This is a genomic window from Rathayibacter sp. YIM 133350 (assembly GCF_037404875.1).
GTDB lineage: Bacteria > Actinomycetota > Actinomycetes > Actinomycetales > Microbacteriaceae > Orlajensenia.
The window spans coordinates 1-18,046 of record NZ_JBBELO010000026.1; the positions used below are offsets into that span (position 1 = coordinate 1).

Sequence of the window (18,046 nt, forward strand, 5' to 3'; positions counted from 1 at the left end):
TTGGAAGGCACGTTGCGACGCTTCGACAGGCTCAGCGAACGGCATGTGGTTTCGCAGGGGGCTGTTCCCTGAGCCTGTCGAAGGGAACGCCATCCACTTCGGCAGGCACGTCACCGCGCTTCGACAGGCTCAGCGAACCGTGGTGGTGGGGTTTCGCAGGGGGCTGTTCCCTGAGCCTGTCGAAGGGAACGCCACCCACGTCGGGAAGGTCACCACGCTTCGACAGGCTCAGCGAACAGGACTCGGGCAGGCACGTCACCGCGCTTCGACAGGCTCAGCGAACCGCGGTGGTGGGCTTTCGTAGAGAACTGTTCCCTGAGCCTGTCGAAGGGAACGCCACCTCCCGCGCTCTGGTGGCGGAGGGTTCGCCGTCCTACGCTGGCGTCATGGCTGATGAGCGCAGGCCCGAGAGTGGTGCCACGATCGTCCTGGTCGTCGGTACCCGGCCAGAGGCCATCAAGATGCTCCCGCTGATCATCGCGTTCCGCGCGGACGAGCGCTTCCGCGCCGTCGTGATCTCGACAGGGCAGCACAGCAAGATGGTCGCCGACGTGTTCGCCATGGCGAACATCGTTCCCGACGTCACGCTGTACGCGACGACCCCCGGCATGAGCTTGAACGCACTCTTCGCCTCGGTCATGACGGGAGTGCAGCGTTTCATCCAGGGTGCATTCGGGGAGCCCCGCGGTGCGGAGCTCGGTGTGGCGCCCTCCGGCTATCCGACGGCGATGTTCGTACACGGCGACACTTCGAGCGCCGCCGCATCCGCCGTCGCCGCCTTCCACATGCGCATCCCGGTCGTGCACGTCGAGGCGGGCCTTCGCACCTCGGACATCCTGTCGCCGTATCCCGAGGAATTCAATCGCCAGGTGATCTCGCGCATCGCCGCCCTGCACCTGGCTCCGACGGCCCAGAATGCCGCGAATCTGGAACACGAGGGGATCGACCGCGGCCGCATCTTCATCTGCGGCAATACCGCGATCGACGCCCTCAAGCTCGCCGCCCAGGTGCACCCCGACTTCGCCGATCCCCGGTTGCAGAAGCTGCACGAGGATCATTCCACGCGCGTCGTGCTTGTCACGACCCATCGGCGCGAGAACTGGGGTGCCGGAATCCGGCGCATCGCCACCGCCGTCGAACAGCTCTCCGACGCTTATCCCGACGTGCACTTCGTCGTCTCCGTGCACCCGAACCCCGAGGTCGGGGCGATACTGACCGAGGTGCTCGACGGCAGGGACAACGTCATCCTGACGGCACCGCTTCCCTACGGTCAGTTCGCCCACCTCATCGATCGTTCCTACTTCGCCATCTCAGACTCGGGGGGCATCCAAGAGGAAGCGCCCGCCCTCGGAACACCGGTGCTCGTGGCCCGCGAGGAGACCGAGCGCCAGGAGGGTGTCGCGGCAGGCACGGTCGAGCTCGTCGGCACCCAGGTCGAGCGCATTGTCGACGCCGCGAGCCGGCTGCTCGACAGTCCCGACCTGCGCAACGAGCGCGCCGGCCGGCTCAATCCGTACGGAGACGGAGAATCGGCGGAGCGCATCGTGGCGGCGGCAGCACACGTGGCCTTCGGATCGCCCGCGCCGGCGCCCTTCGGCCCTCCCTTCGACCGGCACAAGGTGCTCGTGGCCGGCGGGTACTCGGTCGACCCGGCGTCGCTGCTCGCCTTCATGGCCGACCTCACCACCCCCGCGGAGGAGAGGATCGACTCCTCACGGATGGTCTCGGACCTGCAGTGAGCGGCGAACGCGCCTGGTGGGACCTCTTCGGCGGGCTCCCCGTCTGGTTGCAGGTGTTCTTCTGGGTGGTCTTCGCGATCACGCTCACCTCATTCCTCTCCGTGTTGACCCTGCTGATCAGCGCCATCGTGTTCGGTCGCCGCCGTGAGCGCGGAGCGCGGACGGGGGAGGGTCCCGGTGAAGACGAGTTCCTCTGGATCTTCCTCGTTCCCGCGCTCAATGAAGAGGTCACCATCGCCGACAGTGTCGAACGGCTGCTCAAAGTGCAGGCGACCAACAAGGTGATCTTCGCGATCAACGACGGGTCCATCGACAACACGGCCGCCGTGCTCGAGGGCATCGAGGACTCCCACCTCATGGTCATGACGCGAGTGCCACCCGACGCGCACATCGGCAAGGGCGCCGCGCTGAACGCCGCCTACCGGTACATCCGCGACACGGTGCTTACGACGGGCGCCTGGGCGGCGTGGCCCGTCGACCGGGTGATCGTGGCGGTGACGGATGCCGACGGCCGGCTCGACGTGCACACCCCCGAGCGCGTCGCCTGGCATTTTCGCGATCCCCGGATGGGCGGGGTGCAGCTGCGGGTGCGCATCTACAACCGGCAGAGCTTCCTGACCTGGGCGCAGGACGTGGAGTTCGGCAGCTTCGGCCTCGTCTTCCAGGCGGGTCGGGCGGGATGGGGAACTGCGATGATGGGCGGGAACGGCCAGTTCAACCGGCTGAGCGCGCTCGCCGACGTCTACGACGAGGCGGAGCGCGGCCCGTGGCGTGACCGGCTGACCGAAGACCTCGACCTCGGCGTGCGCCTGCTGCAGAAGGGCTGGAGGGGCGGCCAGGAGAACGGCGCCGAGATCAACCAGCAGGGCGTTCCGAACCTGCGCAGGCTGTACCGGCAGCGCACGCGCTGGGCGCAGGGCAACTGGCAGTGCCTGCCGCTGGCCGGCACGGAGTACCGGCTGAGGCCGCCTCTCGCCGCGCTCGACGGGTTCTACTACCTCATCACCCCCATCCTGCAACTCGTCACGGGGGCGGGCTTGGTGGCATCCATCGTCGTGGGTCGCGTGCTGAACGTGCCCTTCTGGCCGTTCAGCAACATCACCCTCGTCATCTTCCTGACTCTCGGGTTCGGTCCGGGGCTGCTCTCGCTGCTGCTGCAGAACACCGGGTGGAAGCGCATCCCCATCGCGATCGGGCTGGTGCTGCCGTACACCGTGTACTCGTGGATCGTCTTCCCCGTGCTCGGGCTCGGCCTGTTCCGCGAACTCTCGGGGCGGCGAACGTGGGCGAAGACCGCCCGGGAGCCGCTGCCCGAAGCGGATGCTCACCCGGCTGAGGGCGACACGACCGGGTCCGCGGCCCTCTGAGTCGGACAGGCTGCGCGATGGTGCATACTGGTGCGACGATCCAACTGGGTCGACCGTCCCACTTTTCGCCCATCGCCGCGTGAGGAGCCGCGCATGCCTCGTATCCCCGCCCCCGAGCGCCGCGCCGCGCTCGTGCAGGCGGCCGTTCGGGTCATCGCCCGCGGCGGTGTGTCGGCCGCGACGACACGCGCGATCGTCGCGGAGGCGGGCATGTCGCTCGCGAGCTTCCACTACGCCTTCGCCTCGCATGACGAACTGATGGCTGAGGTCATCGCCTGGGTCGTCGAGGGTGAGCAGGTGGCGATCCTCCCCGACGAGATTCCCGAGGGCGGGGTGCGCGAGGTCGTGCGTGCCGGCCTCAGCCGGTACTTCGGGCTGCTGCGCGAGAATCCGCAGCGCGAGCAGGCCGTGAACGAGCTCGCGCTGCACGCCCTGCGCACCCCGGGCATGCAGAACCTGGCGGCACGCCAGTATGCGCGCTACCACGCGCTCGCGGCGGATGCCCTGCTCGTCGCGGCCGAGCGCAGCGGCATCCGCTGGGCGCTGCCGATCGACGACATCGCCCGGCTGCTCGTCGCACTGACCGATGGACTGACCCTGGCCTGGCTGGTCGACCGCGACGATGCGGCGACGGCCCGGCTGATCGAGAACGCGGCGGATGCCGTCGCGAGAATGGCGGACGAATAGATGGCACCGACCACCGCGACGCCGGCCCCGGCCGTCTTCGCCGAGCCGAGCCGCCGGGTCACCGGCGGCTGGATCGCCGCCTTCGCGGCCGCCTGGCTCGGCATCTGGATGGCGCAGCTCACCCCCATCCAGCTGCTGCTCCCGCAACAGGTGGATCGTGAGCTGCACCCGGAGAACTGGGTGGACTCCGTCGTCGCCTTCGGCCTGATCTCCGGTATCGCGGGCGTGGCCGCCATCATCGCGTACCCCCTGACCGGTGCCCTCTCCGATCGCACGACCTCGCGCTTCGGTCGCCGTCGCCCGTGGATTCTCGGGGGAGTGCTGCTCTTCGCTGTCGCCCTCGTCGCCCTCGGGCTGCAGACCACCATGGTGGGCATCGGAATCTGCTGGACTCTCACCCTCACCGGGTTCTGCGTGATGACGGCTGCGCTCACGGCGACCATCTCCGACCAGGTGCCCGTCGACCAGCGCGGCTACGTCTCGGGCTGGCTCGCCGCCCCCCAGGCCGTCGGCACCATCCTCGGGCTCGTGCTGGTCATGTTCGTCTTCGTCGGGCAGTTCGCCGGGTACCTCGCCGTGGCTCTCGCGCTGCTCGTGCTCAGCATCCCCTTCCTGATGCTTCCGGATGCGGTGCTCGCGCCGGCGCAGAAGGCCCGGCTGTCGGCACGCGGCATGCTCGATGAGTTCTGGATCAGCCCTCGTCGCCACCCCGACTTCGGCTGGACGCTGCTCGGGCGCGTTCTCGTCAACTTCGGCAACGCCTTCGGCACCACCCTGCTGCTGTACTTCCTCATGTTCGGCCTCGACGACGAACACGCAGAGGATGACCTCATCGTGCTCACGCTCATCTACATGGTCTTCGTGATCCTCGCCTCCATCGGGCTCGGGCGGCTCTCGGACCGTCTCGGCCGCCGCCGCATCTTCGTGGCGGTCGCCTCGGCGCTGCAGGCCATCGCGGCGCTGCTGCTGGCCTTCGTGCCCGACCTCACGGTCGCGATGATCGGCGCCGCGCTGCTCGGCGCCGGCTACGGCTGTTTCCTCTCGGTCGATCAGGCCCTCGCCACGCAGGTGCTGCCCGATCCCGCGACCCGCGGCAAGGACCTCGGCATCATGAACATCGCACTCGCGGTTCCCCAGGCGATCGCCCCCCTGCTCGGAGCGCTGCTCGTGGCCGCGCTCGACGGGTTTCAAGGCCTCTTCACGCTCGCCGCCGTCTGCGCGGCACTGGGAGCGCTCGCCGTGACACGCGTCAGGAGCGTGAAGTGATGCTCGACCTTCAGAAGCACCCCTCGTCCTCTCCCTGGATGGATCCTGCCGCGTACTGGCCGGCCCTGGATGCCGCCACCCGCGAACTCGACGCGCCGTTCGCCGTGCTGCACCTCGACGCGCTCCGGCACAACCTGCACGACATGCTCCGGCGTGCGGGCGGGACGCCCATCCGCGTGGCGAGCAAGTCGGTGCGGGTGCGCGGAGTCATCGAGGAGGTGCTGAAGGTTCCCGGCTTCTCCGGCGTGCTCGCCTACACGCTCGCGGAGGCGCTCTGGCTCGCCGAGAGCATCGACGACGTCGTGGTCGGCTATCCGACCGCGGAGCGCGGTGCCCTGCGCCGGCTGGCGACCGACCCGGAGCTCGCTGCCCGGGTGACCCTGATGGTCGACTCCCCGGCCCAGCTCGACCTCATCGACGCCGTGCTTCCCCCGGGCCAGCGGGAGAGCATCCGTGTGTGCCTGGAACTGGATGCGTCGTGGAACTCCGCGCTCCTCGGTCACATCGGGGTCTGGCGCTCACCGGTGCACGACGCACACGCGGCATCCTCGCTGGCCCGCTACATCAGCGAGCGCCCCGGATTCCGGCTGGTGGGCATGATGGCCTACGAGGCGCAGATCGCCGGGGTCGGCGATGCGCCGGTGGGCAAGCCCTTCGACGGGGCACTCAAGCGCTGGATGCAGGGCCAGTCCGTCGAGGAACTGCACCGCCGACGCGGCCAGGCGGTCGCCGCCGTGCGCGAGATCGTCGAGCTCGAGTTCGTCAACGGCGGCGGCACCGGATCATTGGAATCCACCTCGGAAGACTCCTCCGTCACCGAGATCGGGGCTGGGAGCGGGCTCTTCGGCGGCCACCTGTTCGACAACTACGCGCGCTTCCGGCCCGCGCCCGCGGCATCCTTCGCGCTCTCGGTCGTGCGCCGGCCGGCGCCCGGAACGGCGACGCTGCTCGGCGGCGGCTGGGTGGCATCGGGGCCGGCGGCGGCGGATCGCCTGCCGCAGCTGGTCTGGCCGCAGGGCCTGCAGATGGTCGGTCGCGAGATGGCCGGCGAGGTGCAGACGCCCGTGATCGGACCCGCCGCGCGCTCCTTGCGGGTCGGCGATCGCGTGTGGGCGCGGCACACCAAGTCGGGGGAGCTCTCAGAGCACGTGAATGAGTTCGCCGTCGTCGACGGCGGCGGCGTGGTCGATTCGCTTCCGACCTACCGCGGCGAGGGGAAGGCGTTCCTGTGACGGCGAGTGGTGCGACCTGGCGCAACTGGGGCCGGACGGAGGCGGTGCGGCCGGTGCGGGTCGAGCGGCCCTCGAGCGCGGCGGCGGTGTTGCGCGCTGTGCAGGCGGCGGCCGCATCCGGTCTCGGCGTGAAACCGGTCGGTGCCGGGCACAGCTTCACGGGCATCGCCGTGGCGCCCGGTGTGCAACTGGACCTGAACGATCTCACGGGCATCCTCTCCGTGGACGAGGGCCGTGGCCACGTCACGTTGGCGGCGGGAACCCGGCTGCACCAGCTGCCGGGCCTGCTGCGGCCGTACGGGCTCGCCATGACGAACATGGGCGACATCGACCGGCAGTCCATCGCCGGTGCGATCTCGACCGGAACCCACGGAACCGGCGGGGGCTTCGGCGGGATCGCGACGCAGGTGCGGGCGCTCACGCTCGTGACGGCGGCCGGTGAGCTGCTGCACGTGAGCGAGCGCGAGAACAGCGAACTGCTGCCTGCCGCTGCCCTCGGGCTCGGCGCGCTCGGCGTTCTCGTCGACGTGACCCTCGCGCTCGAGCCGGCCTTCCTGCTGCAGGCGCGGGAGCGGCCGGAGGGCTTGGAGGAGGTTCTCGACGGCTACCTCGAGCGCAGCGCCGCGGCAGACCACTTCGAGTTCTACTGGTTTCCGCACACGCAGACGGCGCTGACCAAGACCAACACCCGCCTGCCTCTCGAGGCGCCGCGGGCTCCGCTCGGCCGATTCTCGCGGTGGATGGACGACGAGCTCATGGCGAACGGGGCCTATCGGGTGCTCTGCGCGCTCGGCCGGCTGGCCCCCGCATCCGTTCCGGGAACCGCGCGCCTCGCCGAACGGTTCTCGGGCAACCGCGACTTCACCGACGTCTCGACGTCGGTCTTCGTGACGAACCGCACCGTGCGGTTCCGCGAGATGGAGTACGCCCTGCCGCGTGCGGCCGTTCCGGATGCGGTGCGCGAGGTGCGCCGGCTCATCGATCGGAAGGGTTGGCGGGTCTCGTTCCCGATGGAGGTGCGCTCGGCGGCCGCCGACGACCTCTGGCTCTCGACCGCCTCGGGGCGCGAGAGCGGCTACGTCGCCGTGCACCGCTATCACCGCGAGGATCCTACGGAGTACTTCACGGCCGTCGAGGCGATCATGCGGGCCCACGACGGTCGCCCGCACTGGGGCAAGATGCACTCGCTCGAGGCGGAGCAGCTGGGGGGAATCTACCCGCGGTTCGACGATTTCGTGGCCCTGCGCAACCGCCTCGATCCCGACGGCCTGTTCGCGAATCCGTACCTGGATCGGGTGCTCGGCACCGCTCCCGGCCGGCGGCAGCGGACCCACGAGACGGGATCGCAGCGTCGCCGCTGACGCCCCAGTTGGGGTGACATCCTTCGCCGGCCGAGCGTGCGCTCATTTGTTCGCTGATCAGGAAATCCCGAGTAGGTGAAGATCGCTCACGGTGACCCCCGTGCGGGAGGGAGGGGGACAACGCCCGGCGCGACGGGGGTTTGACAGGCTCTGCACGGGGTTGGGATTCTGTGGGTGTCGGCCACGGCGGCCGGCACGCACTGCCTCCTGTGACTCCCTACAGTTGCCGGCGCCCTACCGCCAGAAGGAGACCCGATGCCCCGCATCGATTCCGCACCCCTGTACCACCGTGTCCGCACCTCGCTCGTCGTTCTGCTGGCCGCTGTCATCGTCGTTTCGGGTACGACGGCGGCAGCGGCCCAGACGAGTGCGCAGGGCGCCCGGCAGGAAGCGCTGCGTGCCGCCGCCGTCGCCGCCGTATCCCACCGCATCGGGGTGGGCTCGACGAGCCTCGACCTCGCCGACAGCCGCTGGCAGGCGGCCGCCGACGCGGCCCGAGCGGAATTCGTGAACGCCGGCGCGCTGGCCGAGGTGAGCGCCGAAAAGGCCACCGCATCCGGCCTCGAGAGGTTGTCGTCCGCACGGGATCAGGTGCGCCGCGGTCTGGCTGCCCGCAGCGCGAGCGTGACGGATGCCGTGTACCGTCTGCGCGAGGCGGAGAAGGCCGTCTCCGACGAGGTCGCCGCATGGCAGGCGGCGGAAGACGCGCGGATCGCGGCCCAACGCGCCCAGGCCGAGGCCGCCGCCGCCGCCGCTGCGGCTGCTGCTGCTGCGCAGGCCGCACAGGTCTCCGCGGATGCGGCTCGGTCATCCTGGTCGGGTGACGCAGACGCCGGCTCGGCCCCGGCCCCGGCCGCGGCCGGAGCGTCGGCACCCGCGGCCGCGGCATCCGGCCCGGTCGCCGGCTGCGGACCCTGCCCGGGAGCCACGCTCGTGCCCATCGTGTGGGAGGGCGTCACCTACTGGGGATGCCCCTGACCTCTCGTGTTGCGCCACCTTCCCGGCCGTTGCGCCAGAAGATCTGGCGCAACGGCCGCCCAAGTGGCGCAACGGCATCCGGATGCGGACGCCGACCGGTCAGGGCGTGCGGCGACGCAGCGTGATCGAGCCGAGCACGATGCTGCCCACGACCCACGCGCCGATCACGCCGATCTTCGTCCAGACATAGCCGGCGTCGTGCGTGCCGTCGGCCACGGCGGTCAGTGCATCGATGGCATAGCTGAGCGGGATCCACTCGCTGATCCTCTGCAGGACCTCGGGCAGTTGGTCGCGGGGGAGGAAGATGCCGGCCAGCAGCACCTGCGGAAACACGAACACCGGCAGGAACTGCACGACCTGGAACTCGGTGCGGGCGAAGGCGCTCGCGAGCAGCCCGAGCGCATTGCCGAGCAGCGCATCCGCGATGGCCACGGCGAAGAGCAGCCAGACACTGCCCTCGATGCTCAATCCGCACACCCAGACGGCGAACGTGACGGCGACCGCGGTCTGCACGATCGCGAGCACGCCGAAGGCGAGGGCGTAGCCGAGGATGAAGTCGCCCTTGCCGAGCGGCATGGAGAGCAGCCGCTCGAGCGTTCCGGTACGGCGCTCGCGCAGGGTCGCGATGCTCGTCACGAGGAACATCACGATGAACGGGAACAGGGCGAGCATCGCCGGACCGATATCGCTGAAGAGGTCGGTCTCGTCGAAGATCCACGCGACGAGGCCGATGAGCAGGCTCGGCACCAGAACGAGCAGGGCCACGGTGCGCGGGTCATGCCGGATCTGCTGCAGCACGCGGCCGGCGGTGGCGAGGGTTCTCGACGGATTCATCGCGCATCCGCCCGGTGAGCGTGGCGGCCGGCCCGGCCGGACTCCCGTTCGAGCGCGTCGCCACCGTGCTGGGCGATGAGGGCGAGGAAGGCGCTCTCGACGTCGGAGGCACCGGTGGCGCCGAGCAGCGCCGCCGGGGTGTCGTCGGCGAGGAGTTCGCCCTCACGCAGCAGCAGCAGTCGGTCGCAGCGCGTGGCCTCGTCCATGACGTGGCTGGAGACCAGCAGGGTGACGCCGGCGTCGGCGAGACGGTGGAAGAGGGCCCAGAGCTCAACCCGCAGCACGGGATCCAGTCCCACGGTCGGCTCATCGAGCACGAGCAGTTCCGGACTGCCGAGCAGCGCAGCGGCGAGCGAGACGCGACTGCGCTGGCCGCCGGAGAGCGTTCCGGCCAACCGGCCGGCGTAGGGCGCGAGCTCGACCTGGTCGAGTACGCGGTCGACGTCCGAGGCCGCCGCGCCGAGCACCGTGCGGAAGTAGGCGAGGTTCTGCCGCACGGTGAGGTCGTCGTACACGCTCGCGGCCTGGGTGACGTACCCGACGCGGCGACGCAGCCGGGGGCTGCCCGCATCCTCGCCGAGAACGATCACGCTGCCGCCGTGAGTGACCTGCACGCCCACGATGCAGCGCATGAGCGTCGTCTTGCCGCTGCCGCTCGGACCGAGGAGGCCGATCACCCCGCCGCGCTCGACTCCCACGTCGAGCCCGCGGAGCACCTCCGCCGTGCCGCGCCGCACCCTGAGCCCGCGCACGTCGATCGCGGCGTCCGCGGTTCCGTCGCGGTCGTCTTCGTCCACGGTTGGAGCATACGCGCTACCGTGTTGCGCCAGTTGCTCGGCCGTTGCGCCAAAAGATCTGGCGCAAGGGCCGCGCAGGTGGCGCAACGGCGTCGGCGCCCTCGGGGTGCCGATGCGGTGCTCTGCTTTGAGTGTGGTGAGAAGACACCGTGAGCGCCCGCCCGCCAATTAGTATGGGACCGCCTCGATCCGCCCCTGATCGGCACTGATCCGCTCTACTAGGAGTCTCGCCATGGAATGGCTCATCGCCCTGATCGTCGTCGTCGTGCTGATCCTCATCTTCGGCATCTACCTGTGGGCGACCTACAACTCGCTCGTCACGCTCAACGTGCGTGTCGACGAGGCGTGGAGCGACATCACCGTGCAGCTGAAGCGACGGGCCGACCTCATCCCGAACATCATCGAGTCGGTCAAGGGCTACGCCGCCCACGAGAAGGGCGTCTTCGAGTCCGTCACCCGTGCCCGTGCCGAGACCCTCTCCGCGCAGGGACCGGCGGAGGCCTCCGTGGCCGAGAACCACATGCAGCAGGCGCTGCGCTCGATCTTCGCCGTTGCGGAGGCCTACCCCCAGCTGCAGGCGAGCCAGAACTTCCTGCAGTTGCAGTCCGAGCTCGTCGACACCGAAGACAAGATCCAGGCCGCGCGACGCTTCTACAACGGCGGCGTGCGTGAGCTGAACACCAAGATCAAGGTGTTCCCGAACAACGTCTTCGCCAAGCGACTGGGCTTCGGCGAGCGCGACTTCTTCGAGGTCGCGGATGCGGCGGCGATCGCCGAGCCGCCGCGCGTGCAGTTCTAAGGGACGTCGTTGTATAGCGCGATAGCCAGGAACAAGCGCAACACCGTCTTCATCATCCTGTTCTTCCTGCTGATCATCGGCGGCCTCGGCGCGCTCGCCGCGTACGTCTACAACAGCGCGACGATCGCGGTGGTCGTCATCGTGGGGGCGGCCCTGTACGCGCTCGTACAGTACTTCTTCGCGGCGTCGCAGGCCGTGCTGATGACCGGTGCCGTCGAGATCTCGAAGAACGACGACCCGCGCCTCTGGCGCACCGTGGAGAACATCGCCATCTCGCAGGGCCTGCCGATGCCGAAGGTCTACATCGTCAACGATCCCGCGCCGAACGCGTTCGCGACGGGACGCGACCCGCAGCACGCCATCGTCGCGGCGACCACCGGCCTGCTCGCGATGATGGACGACTCCGAGCTCGAGGGCGTGCTCGCCCACGAGATGGGTCACGTGAAGAACTACGACATCCGCGTCTCGATGATCGTGTTCGGACTCACCGTGGCCATCGGCTTCATCGCCGACCTGTTCCTGCGCATGGCGTTCTTCGGCGGCCGCAACCGCGACAGCAACTCCAACCCGGTGGTACTCGTCTTCGGGCTCGTGGCGATGATCGTGGCGCCCATCGTCGCGGCGATCGTGCAGGCGGCCGTCTCGCGTCAGCGCGAGTACCTGGCCGATGCCACCGGCGCTCTCATCACCCGCCACCCCGAGGGCCTCGCCAGCGCGCTCGCCAAGCTGGGCGCGTACGGCGCGCCGATGCGTCGGCAGAACTCGTCGATGGCCCACCTCTGGATCGCCGATCCGCTGAAGCCGAGCCTGATGAGCCGGCTGTTCTCGACGCATCCGCCGATCGCCGACCGCATCGCCCGGCTGAACCAGATCGGCGGACGGTTCTAGGCGGTTCCGACCGCAGCGACGAGCTCCGCCGCGAGGGCAGGCGCGAGGGTTCCGCGATCCTGCACGGCGACGCCGCCGAGCCCCTGCCACACCGCCGCGGCGCGGACGAGCCCGGCCGTGCGTGCGGCGATCTCGGCGACGGATGCCGCGGCGACCCCCTGCTCCAGCCACGCCGACTGCACCCGCAGCACGCCGGACTGGCGATCGCTCTTCAGGTCGATGCGGCCCACGAGCGCGTCGTCGATGAGGATCGGCAGCGAGTAGTAGCCGAAGACGCGCTTCTCGGCGGGGGTGTAGATCTCGATGCGGTAGTGGAAGTCGAACAAACGCTCCGTGCGCGCGCGCTCCCACACCACGGGGTCGAACGGCGAGAGCAGCGCCTGCGTCGAGACGCGTCGGGGCAGGCGCGCCTCGCGGTGCAGCCAGGCGGCGCTCTTCCAGCCGTCGACCTTCACCGGCAGCAGGATGCCCGCGTCGACGAGGTCGGCGATGGCGGGAGCCACATCCGCGCGCTTCAGGCGGAAGTAGTCGGCGAGGTCCTTCTCGGTGCCGACGCCGTGAGCGCGGGCGGCGTGTTCGACCAACTGGCGGTGCGCCTCGTCCCGTGGAACGTCGCGTTCGATCACCTCACGGGGGAGTACCTGCTCGGGAAGGGCGTACGTGCGCTCGAACCGGGTGCGGCCCGCCGAGACGACGGCGCCCGTACGGAAGAGCACCTCCAGGCTGCGCTTCACGTCGGACCAGCCCCACCACGGACCGCGCCGCACATTCGCCTCGTGCTCGATGGCGCTGGCCGGCAGGGGACCATTGCGGGCGAGCTCCTCGAGCAGCCACGGGTAGAGGCCGCTCTCACCTCTCGGCCACTCGGCGGGGTTGCTCGCGTATCGGTCGCGATACTCGTCCATGCGCCAGCGCAGCAGCGGCCAGGTCTGCGTCGGGATGATGGCCGCCTCGTGCGCCCAGTACTCGATGTAGCGGCCGGAGCGGGCGAAGGCGAGCCGGTCGAGCAGCGCCTTGTCGTAGCCGCCGAGGCGCGCGAACAGCGGCAGGTAGTGCGAGCGCTCGAAGACGTTCACCGAGTCGATCTGCAGCAGGCCGAGGCGGTCGATGGCGCCGTTCAGCTGACGGGTGCCGACGGCGGGCGGAAGGGTGCGCCCGAACCCCTGAGCGGCCAGTGCGACCCGTCGGGCGAGGGCGGCGGACATCGAATCAACCATTGTCTTGGGAGGCTAGCAGTCGCCTCGGACGCGGGGTGGAGCGCAGGTGAGGTGTGCGCAAGCCCCTGATCCGGTGGAATCGGGACTCCTAGACTGACCGAATGACTGAGAACCAGCCGGAGACCCCCCGGGGGGCGAGCCGACCGCAGGGCGGCTCGTGGTGGAACCGTGTGCTGCTCACCCGCAGTGAGGAGCCCGTCGTCGTGGAGCCGCCGTTCAGCGTCGAGAGATCCATCCCCAACGGCATGCGCCTGGCCGCGGGGTGGTCGTGGAGGCTGCTGCTCATCGCCGCGGTCGCCGCGGTGCTCATCTTCCTCATCATCCAGCTGCGCCTGATCCTCATCCCGCTGCTGATCGCGGTGCTCGTCGGCGCCCTGCTGGTTCCCTTCGTCGGCTTCCTTCAGCACCATCACTGGCCGAAGTGGCTCGCCGTCGTGGTCGCGCTCGTCGGCACGATCGCCATCGTCGGTGGACTCGTCGTTCTCGTGGTCACGCAGATCGCACGGGGGTGGAGCGACCTGAGCGATCGGGCGGTCACCTCGTACGGTGACCTGAAGGCCGCCCTGTTGGCCTCGCCGCTGCAGCTGAGCGAGTCCGAGCTCAACGACTACATCAACAGCGCGTGGAAGAGCCTGCAGGCCGACAGCCAGGTCTTCATCAGCGGTGCGCTCTCGGTCGGTTCCACGCTCGGCCACGTCGGAGCCGGGCTGCTGCTGACCCTGTTCAGCCTCATCTTCATCCTCATCGACGGCAAGGGGATCTGGGGCTGGATCGTGCGGGTGTTCCCGCGGAATGCGCGGGCGGCGGTCGACGGCGCGGGCAGGGCCGGCTGGCATACCCTCGGCAGCTTCGCCCGCGTGCAGATTCTCGTGGCGACCATCGACGCCTTCGGAATCGGCCTCGGTGCCTTCCTGCTCGGCGTGCCGCTGGCCATACCGATCGCCGTCATGGTCTTCCTCGGGTCGTTCATCCCGATCGTCGGTGCCGTCATCACCGGTGCGCTCGCGTGCGTCGTCGCCCTCGTCTACAACGGCTGGCTCATCGCCCTCATCCTCCTGGGCGTCGTGCTGCTCGTGCAGCAGGTTGAGGGCCACATCCTGCAGCCTCTGGTCATGGGAACCGCCGTCAAGGTGCATCCCCTCGCCGTCGTGCTCGTCGTAGCCGCCGGATCGCTCCTCGCGGGCATCCCCGGGGCGTTGTTCGCGGTCCCGTTCGCCGCTGTGCTGAACGTGATGGTGCGCTACGTGTCGAGCGGCGCCTGGAAGAGCCATCCGCCCGTGCCCCCCGCCCCGGCCGGGAACGCCATCTGGCAGACCGTTCCGGCCGCACGCCCTGGTCGACGTCGGAACATGTCCCAAGACGCATAGGCTCTCTCATACGATGGCGGAGTGAGACAAGCGCACGCGGTCGGGCCCCAACTCGTTGACTTCGAGCGCGCTCGGGAGGTCGTGGCGGGGGTCGCCCGCGTCACTCCGCTCGAGAGCTCGCGCTATCTCGCCGAGGTTCTCGGTGCACCCGTCTACCTCAAGTGCGAGAACCTGCAGCGCACCGGCTCGTACAAGATCCGCGGCGCCTACAATCGCCTCGCGGCGCTGGATGCCGATGAGCGCTCACGCGGGGTCGTGGCGGCGTCGGCGGGCAACCACGCCCAGGGCGTCGCGCTGGCCGCCCGCGAACTCGGCATCGACGCCACCATCTTCATGCCGATCGGGGTCGCACTGCCCAAGCTCGAGGCCACGCGGGACTACGGCGCAGACGTCGTGCTGCACGGTGACGTGATCGGAGAGACCCTCGCTGCCGCTGCGGCATTCGCCGAGGAGACCGGGGCGGTGCTCATCCCGCCGTTCGATCACGCCGACGTCGTCGCGGGCCAGGGAACCCTCGGCCTCGAGATCCTCGACCAGGCGCCCGACGTGAGAACCGTCATCGTTCCCATCGGCGGAGGAGGGCTGGCCTCCGGGGTGGCCAGCGCCATCCGCCAGCGCGCGGATGCCGAGGGCCGCACCGTGCGGATCATCGGCGTGCAGGCCGCGAACGCCGCGCCCTACCCCGCCTCGCTCGCCGCGGGGTACCCCGTGTCGGTGCCCGTGCTGCCGACCATCGCCGACGGCATCGCGGTCTACACGCCGGGCGAGCTGAACTTCCAGATCATCCGCGAGAGCGTCGACGAGATCGTGACCGTCACCGAAGACGATGTCGCCCGCGCGATCATCGTGCTGATGGAGCGCGCGAAGCTCGTGGTCGAGCCCGCCGGAGCGGTCTCCGTCGCCGCGATCCTGGCGGGGGCCGTGAAGAGCACGGGCCCCGTCGTCGCGATCCTCTCGGGCGGCAACATCGACCCGCTGCTCATGCAGCGCGTCATCAGTCACGGACTGGCGGCCTCCGGGCGCTACCTGACCATCTCGATCATGCTGCCGGATCGTCCCGGCCAGCTCGCGCGCACGTCGGAACTCGTCGCCGAGGCCAACGCCAACGTCGTCGAGGTGCTGCACACGCGGCACGGGGCGGGTCGCCAGATCAGCGACGTCGAACTGCAGCTCTCGATCGAGACGCGCGGTCCCGCTCACAAGCAGCACGTCGTCGACACGCTGCGCGCGGGCGGCTACGACCCCCGCATCCTCTGACGAGGAGCTCGCTCAGCGACCGGTCCAGGTCTCGACGCCGAGCACCTCGACGCTGATCTCCCGTCCGTTCGGAGCGGTGTAGGTCGTCGAGTCTCCGACCGACAGGCCGACGATCGCGGCGCCGAGCGGGCTCTGCTCGCTGTAGACGTCGAGCTCGCTGTCGCCGGCGATCTCACGGGAGCCGATGAGGAAGGTGCTCTCGTCACCGGCGATGCGGGCCGTGATGACGGTTCCGGGCTCGACGACGCCGTGGCTCTCGGGTGCCTCGCCGACCTCGGCGGTGCGCAGCAGCTCGGTGAGCTGACGGATGCGGGCCTCCTGCTTGCCCTGCTCGTCCTTGGCAGCGTGGTAGCCGCCGTTCTCCTTCAGGTCGCCCTCTTCGCGCGCGGCCTCGATGCGTTTGGCGATCTCCTCGCGCCCGACCGTGCTCAGCCGCTCGAGCTCCGCAGCGAGACGGTCGTATGCATCCTGGGTCAGCCAGCTGACAGCGGCATCCTGGGTCATCAGTGCTCCTCGAAGAGAGAGTGGGGATAGAACGCGGCCCCGGCGATCCGGGCGGGTGGAGCCGGGAGCCTGAGGCGCCCGGTTCGTCACACGCCCTGTGCCGGGGCGAATGGCCTATATTAGGTCGGCCAGCAGCCCTTAATCAAACCCGTGTTGCTCTGCCCTGCGGTGCGCAAGACTTCCGTGAACGATCGCGTGTACTGGCTCGAGGCCGGGATGTCGATGACCTTCCAGCCCACGATGGAGAAGTCCTCGTCGAGGGCCTGCACGGCGCAGCTCGCGGTCATTCCGGGCGCCATGGAGATCTCGAAGGTGACGCTCACGCTGTGGGCGTCGATGATCTCGTGCTTGGTGTCCTCGGTGTCGATGCTCGAGCTCGTGCCGTCCAGACCGGCCCAGATGACCCAGGCGGCGAAGACGACGACGAATGCCACGGCCACGCCGGCCACGATCCACAGGTCGCGTCGCCGACGGCTGCGTGTGCGGCCGTAGCGTTCGTCGAGTGCGGTCATGGCGGTGAGTGGATTCCTCCTGAACGGGGCGCGAGCCCGCGGCGGTTAGGCTGGTACACCAAGGCTAACGCCGCACAACGAGGGAGAACGACGCGTGCTCGGGAGCATCAACGATCTGCTGGTCCAGGCATCCGTTCACCTCGCGACGACGCCCCCCGTCACCCCGGACGAAGACACGGTGACCCCCGGCATCGTCGGATTCATCATCACCTTCCTCATCGCCGCGGCGACCGTGCTGCTCATCCTCGACATGGTGCGCCGCGTGCGCCGCACCAACTATCGCGCCCAGGTGCGCGAGCGCCTCACGGCCGAGCAGCTCCACGACGGCGGGGCGACGACGGATGCCCCGGCGGCCGCGCCGCCCGCGACCGAGGATCCTGACGCCCCGACCCGCTGAGTGAGCCGCCCTACGCGTTGTAGGCGGGGGCGAGGGCGATCAGCAGCGTCGCCGTCCAGTGGCACAGGAACGCGATGAGCGTGCAGGCGTGGAAGATCTCGTGGAAGCCGAATCGGCCGGGCCAGGGGTTCGGTCGCTTGAGCGCATAGACGACCGCGCCGCCGGTGTAGAGCACTCCGCCGACGATGACGAGCACCATCATTGCGGCGTTGGCGTTCAGCAGGTCGCCGAGGTACATGACCGCCGCCCAGCCGAGGGCGATGTAGATGGGCACGTACAGCCAGCGCGGCGCGTTGATCCAGAAGACGCGGAATCCGATGCCGATGATCGCCCCCGCCCACACGAGAACGAGCAGCAGCGTGCCCTTCTGAGGCGGCAGGGCCAGGATCGCCAGCGGGGTGTAGGTGCCCGCGATGAGCAGGAAGATGTTGGCGTGGTCGATGCGCTTCAGCACGACCTTCGTGCGCGGCTTCCAGTCGAAGCGGTGGTAGAGGGCCGAGTTGCCGAACAGCAGCAGAGACGTGGCCATGAACACGGCCGATGCCCACTTGGCGGCCGTACCGTCGGCGAGGCAGATGAGCACGATTCCCGCGGCGAGGGCGAGGGGGAAGGTGGCCGCGTGGATCCAGCCGCGCCAGGTCGGCTTGATGTCGTTCGGATGGGCGGGGGAGGCGTCGACGAGGGGGATGTTGGGCAGCTCGGGTCCGCGGGTGTCGTCGGCCGCCACGGCGGCATCCGACGCGGTGAGGTTGCCGATCGGTTCGTGCAGTTGCTCGCGCACGTCCTCCGATTCGCGGCTCTCCGGGGCGTTCATGCCGACACTCTACGGCAGCACGCGGTGGCT

18 protein-coding genes are annotated in these 18,046 nt (G+C 69.5%); 12 read left to right on the top strand and 6 right to left on the bottom strand.

Features of this window, described 5'->3' with window-relative positions; genetic code table 11:
* Positions 1 to 386 precede the first annotated feature (386 nt).
* From wecB to WDJ51_RS07815, 7 genes are all read left to right on the top strand, one after another.
* Positions 387 to 1,739, top strand: coding sequence for a non-hydrolyzing UDP-N-acetylglucosamine 2-epimerase (gene wecB, locus WDJ51_RS07785; protein ID WP_337851874.1), 1,353 nt, complete (start codon positions 387 to 389; stop codon positions 1,737 to 1,739).
* The gene (locus WDJ51_RS07790) at positions 1,736 to 3,106 is read left to right on the top strand and encodes a glycosyltransferase family 2 protein (RefSeq protein ID WP_337851875.1); all 1,371 of its coding nucleotides are present in this window, start codon (positions 1,736 to 1,738) and stop codon (positions 3,104 to 3,106) included. Before wecB ends, WDJ51_RS07790 begins: the two co-directional genes overlap by 4 nt.
* A gap of 93 nt (positions 3,107 to 3,199) precedes the next feature.
* Positions 3,200 to 3,793, top strand: coding sequence for a TetR/AcrR family transcriptional regulator (locus tag WDJ51_RS07795; RefSeq protein WP_337851876.1), 594 nt, complete (start codon positions 3,200 to 3,202; stop codon positions 3,791 to 3,793).
* A complete protein-coding gene (locus WDJ51_RS07800) occupies positions 3,794 to 5,059 on the top strand; it encodes an MFS transporter (protein ID WP_337851877.1) in 1,266 nt (421 codons plus the stop codon).
* Positions 5,059 to 6,291 carry an amino acid deaminase/aldolase gene (locus WDJ51_RS07805; protein ID WP_337851947.1) on the top strand — a complete coding sequence of 411 codons (1,233 nt, stop codon included), beginning with the start codon at positions 5,059 to 5,061 and terminating at the stop codon, positions 6,289 to 6,291. Before WDJ51_RS07800 ends, WDJ51_RS07805 begins: the two co-directional genes overlap by 1 nt.
* Positions 6,288 to 7,652 (top strand): D-arabinono-1,4-lactone oxidase, encoded by a 1,365-nt coding sequence (locus tag WDJ51_RS07810; protein ID WP_337851878.1) that lies wholly within the window; start codon positions 6,288 to 6,290, stop codon positions 7,650 to 7,652. The genes WDJ51_RS07805 and WDJ51_RS07810 overlap by 4 nt, the downstream gene beginning before the upstream one ends.
* Before the next feature lie 255 nt (positions 7,653 to 7,907).
* Entirely contained in the window at positions 7,908 to 8,630 is a 723-nt protein-coding gene (locus WDJ51_RS07815; protein WP_337851879.1) for a hypothetical protein, read from the top strand.
* Between the two features lie 99 nt (positions 8,631 to 8,729).
* On the opposite strand, the gene WDJ51_RS07820 is transcribed toward WDJ51_RS07815, so the two are convergent.
* Positions 8,730 to 9,464, bottom strand: a complete 735-nt coding sequence (locus tag WDJ51_RS07820; RefSeq protein WP_337851880.1) for an ABC transporter permease — start codon at positions 9,462 to 9,464, stop codon at positions 8,730 to 8,732.
* Entirely contained in the window at positions 9,461 to 10,261 is an 801-nt protein-coding gene (locus tag WDJ51_RS07825) for an ABC transporter ATP-binding protein (RefSeq protein ID WP_337851881.1), read from the bottom strand. Before WDJ51_RS07825 ends, WDJ51_RS07820 begins: the two co-directional genes overlap by 4 nt.
* A 232-nt stretch (positions 10,262 to 10,493) precedes the next feature.
* Here WDJ51_RS07825 and WDJ51_RS07830 point away from each other — a divergent pair, with 232 nt between their 5' ends.
* Complete coding sequence (locus tag WDJ51_RS07830) at positions 10,494 to 11,060, top strand: LemA family protein (protein WP_337851882.1); 567 nt, start codon at positions 10,494 to 10,496, stop codon at positions 11,058 to 11,060.
* A gap of 9 nt (positions 11,061 to 11,069) precedes the next feature.
* Positions 11,070 to 11,948: a M48 family metalloprotease gene (locus tag WDJ51_RS07835; protein WP_337851883.1), complete on the top strand. Its 879-nt coding sequence runs from the start codon at positions 11,070 to 11,072 to the stop codon at positions 11,946 to 11,948.
* Here WDJ51_RS07835 and WDJ51_RS07840 read toward each other — a convergent pair.
* Positions 11,945 to 13,165, bottom strand: coding sequence for a winged helix-turn-helix domain-containing protein (locus WDJ51_RS07840; protein ID WP_337851884.1), 1,221 nt, complete (start codon positions 13,163 to 13,165; stop codon positions 11,945 to 11,947). The genes WDJ51_RS07835 and WDJ51_RS07840 overlap by 4 nt on opposite strands.
* Positions 13,166 to 13,266: 101 nt before the next feature.
* Between WDJ51_RS07840 and WDJ51_RS07845 the strand changes: the two genes are divergently transcribed.
* Complete coding sequence (locus tag WDJ51_RS07845; protein ID WP_337851885.1) at positions 13,267 to 14,532, top strand: AI-2E family transporter; 1,266 nt, start codon at positions 13,267 to 13,269, stop codon at positions 14,530 to 14,532.
* A gap of 21 nt (positions 14,533 to 14,553) precedes the next feature.
* Complete coding sequence (gene ilvA / locus WDJ51_RS07850) at positions 14,554 to 15,789, top strand: threonine ammonia-lyase (RefSeq protein ID WP_337851886.1); 1,236 nt, start codon at positions 14,554 to 14,556, stop codon at positions 15,787 to 15,789.
* A gap of 12 nt (positions 15,790 to 15,801) precedes the next feature.
* Here the strand turns inward: ilvA and greA are convergent, their stop codons facing one another.
* Both greA and WDJ51_RS07860 read right to left on the bottom strand, forming a co-directional pair.
* On the bottom strand, positions 15,802 to 16,293 hold the full coding sequence (greA, locus tag WDJ51_RS07855; protein ID WP_337851887.1) for a transcription elongation factor GreA: 492 nt from the start codon (positions 16,291 to 16,293) through the stop codon (positions 15,802 to 15,804).
* A 119-nt stretch (positions 16,294 to 16,412) separates the two neighbouring features.
* Complete coding sequence (locus WDJ51_RS07860) at positions 16,413 to 16,805, bottom strand: DUF4307 domain-containing protein (protein WP_337851888.1); 393 nt, start codon at positions 16,803 to 16,805, stop codon at positions 16,413 to 16,415.
* A gap of 94 nt (positions 16,806 to 16,899) precedes the next feature.
* Between WDJ51_RS07860 and WDJ51_RS07865 the strand changes: the two genes are divergently transcribed.
* Positions 16,900 to 17,202, top strand: a complete 303-nt coding sequence (locus WDJ51_RS07865; RefSeq protein WP_337851889.1) for a hypothetical protein — start codon at positions 16,900 to 16,902, stop codon at positions 17,200 to 17,202.
* Between the two features lie 10 nt (positions 17,203 to 17,212).
* Here the strand turns inward: WDJ51_RS07865 and trhA are convergent, their stop codons facing one another.
* Positions 17,213 to 18,016 (bottom strand): PAQR family membrane homeostasis protein TrhA, encoded by an 804-nt coding sequence (gene trhA / locus WDJ51_RS07870; RefSeq protein ID WP_337851890.1) that lies wholly within the window; start codon positions 18,014 to 18,016, stop codon positions 17,213 to 17,215.
* Positions 18,017 to 18,046 lie beyond the last annotated feature (30 nt).

Coding starts and splice junctions, on each gene's coding strand:
- WDJ51_RS07845 (WP_337851885.1), top strand. CDS start 13,267: ATGACTGAGAACCAGCCGGAGACCCCCCGGGGGGCGAGCCGACCGCAG.
- greA (WP_337851887.1), bottom strand. CDS start 16,293: ATGACCCAGGATGCCGCTGTCAGCTGGCTGACCCAGGATGCATACGAC.
- WDJ51_RS07800 (WP_337851877.1), top strand. CDS start 3,794: ATGGCACCGACCACCGCGACGCCGGCCCCGGCCGTCTTCGCCGAGCCG.
- WDJ51_RS07860 (WP_337851888.1), bottom strand. CDS start 16,805: ATGACCGCACTCGACGAACGCTACGGCCGCACACGCAGCCGTCGGCGA.
- wecB (WP_337851874.1), top strand. CDS start 387: ATGGCTGATGAGCGCAGGCCCGAGAGTGGTGCCACGATCGTCCTGGTC.
- WDJ51_RS07820 (WP_337851880.1), bottom strand. CDS start 9,464: ATGAATCCGTCGAGAACCCTCGCCACCGCCGGCCGCGTGCTGCAGCAG.
- WDJ51_RS07840 (WP_337851884.1), bottom strand. CDS start 13,165: ATGGTTGATTCGATGTCCGCCGCCCTCGCCCGACGGGTCGCACTGGCC.
- trhA (WP_337851890.1), bottom strand. CDS start 18,016: ATGAACGCCCCGGAGAGCCGCGAATCGGAGGACGTGCGCGAGCAACTG.
- WDJ51_RS07815 (WP_337851879.1), top strand. CDS start 7,908: ATGCCCCGCATCGATTCCGCACCCCTGTACCACCGTGTCCGCACCTCG.
- WDJ51_RS07795 (WP_337851876.1), top strand. CDS start 3,200: ATGCCTCGTATCCCCGCCCCCGAGCGCCGCGCCGCGCTCGTGCAGGCG.
- WDJ51_RS07830 (WP_337851882.1), top strand. CDS start 10,494: ATGGAATGGCTCATCGCCCTGATCGTCGTCGTCGTGCTGATCCTCATC.
- WDJ51_RS07805 (WP_337851947.1), top strand. CDS start 5,059: ATGCTCGACCTTCAGAAGCACCCCTCGTCCTCTCCCTGGATGGATCCT.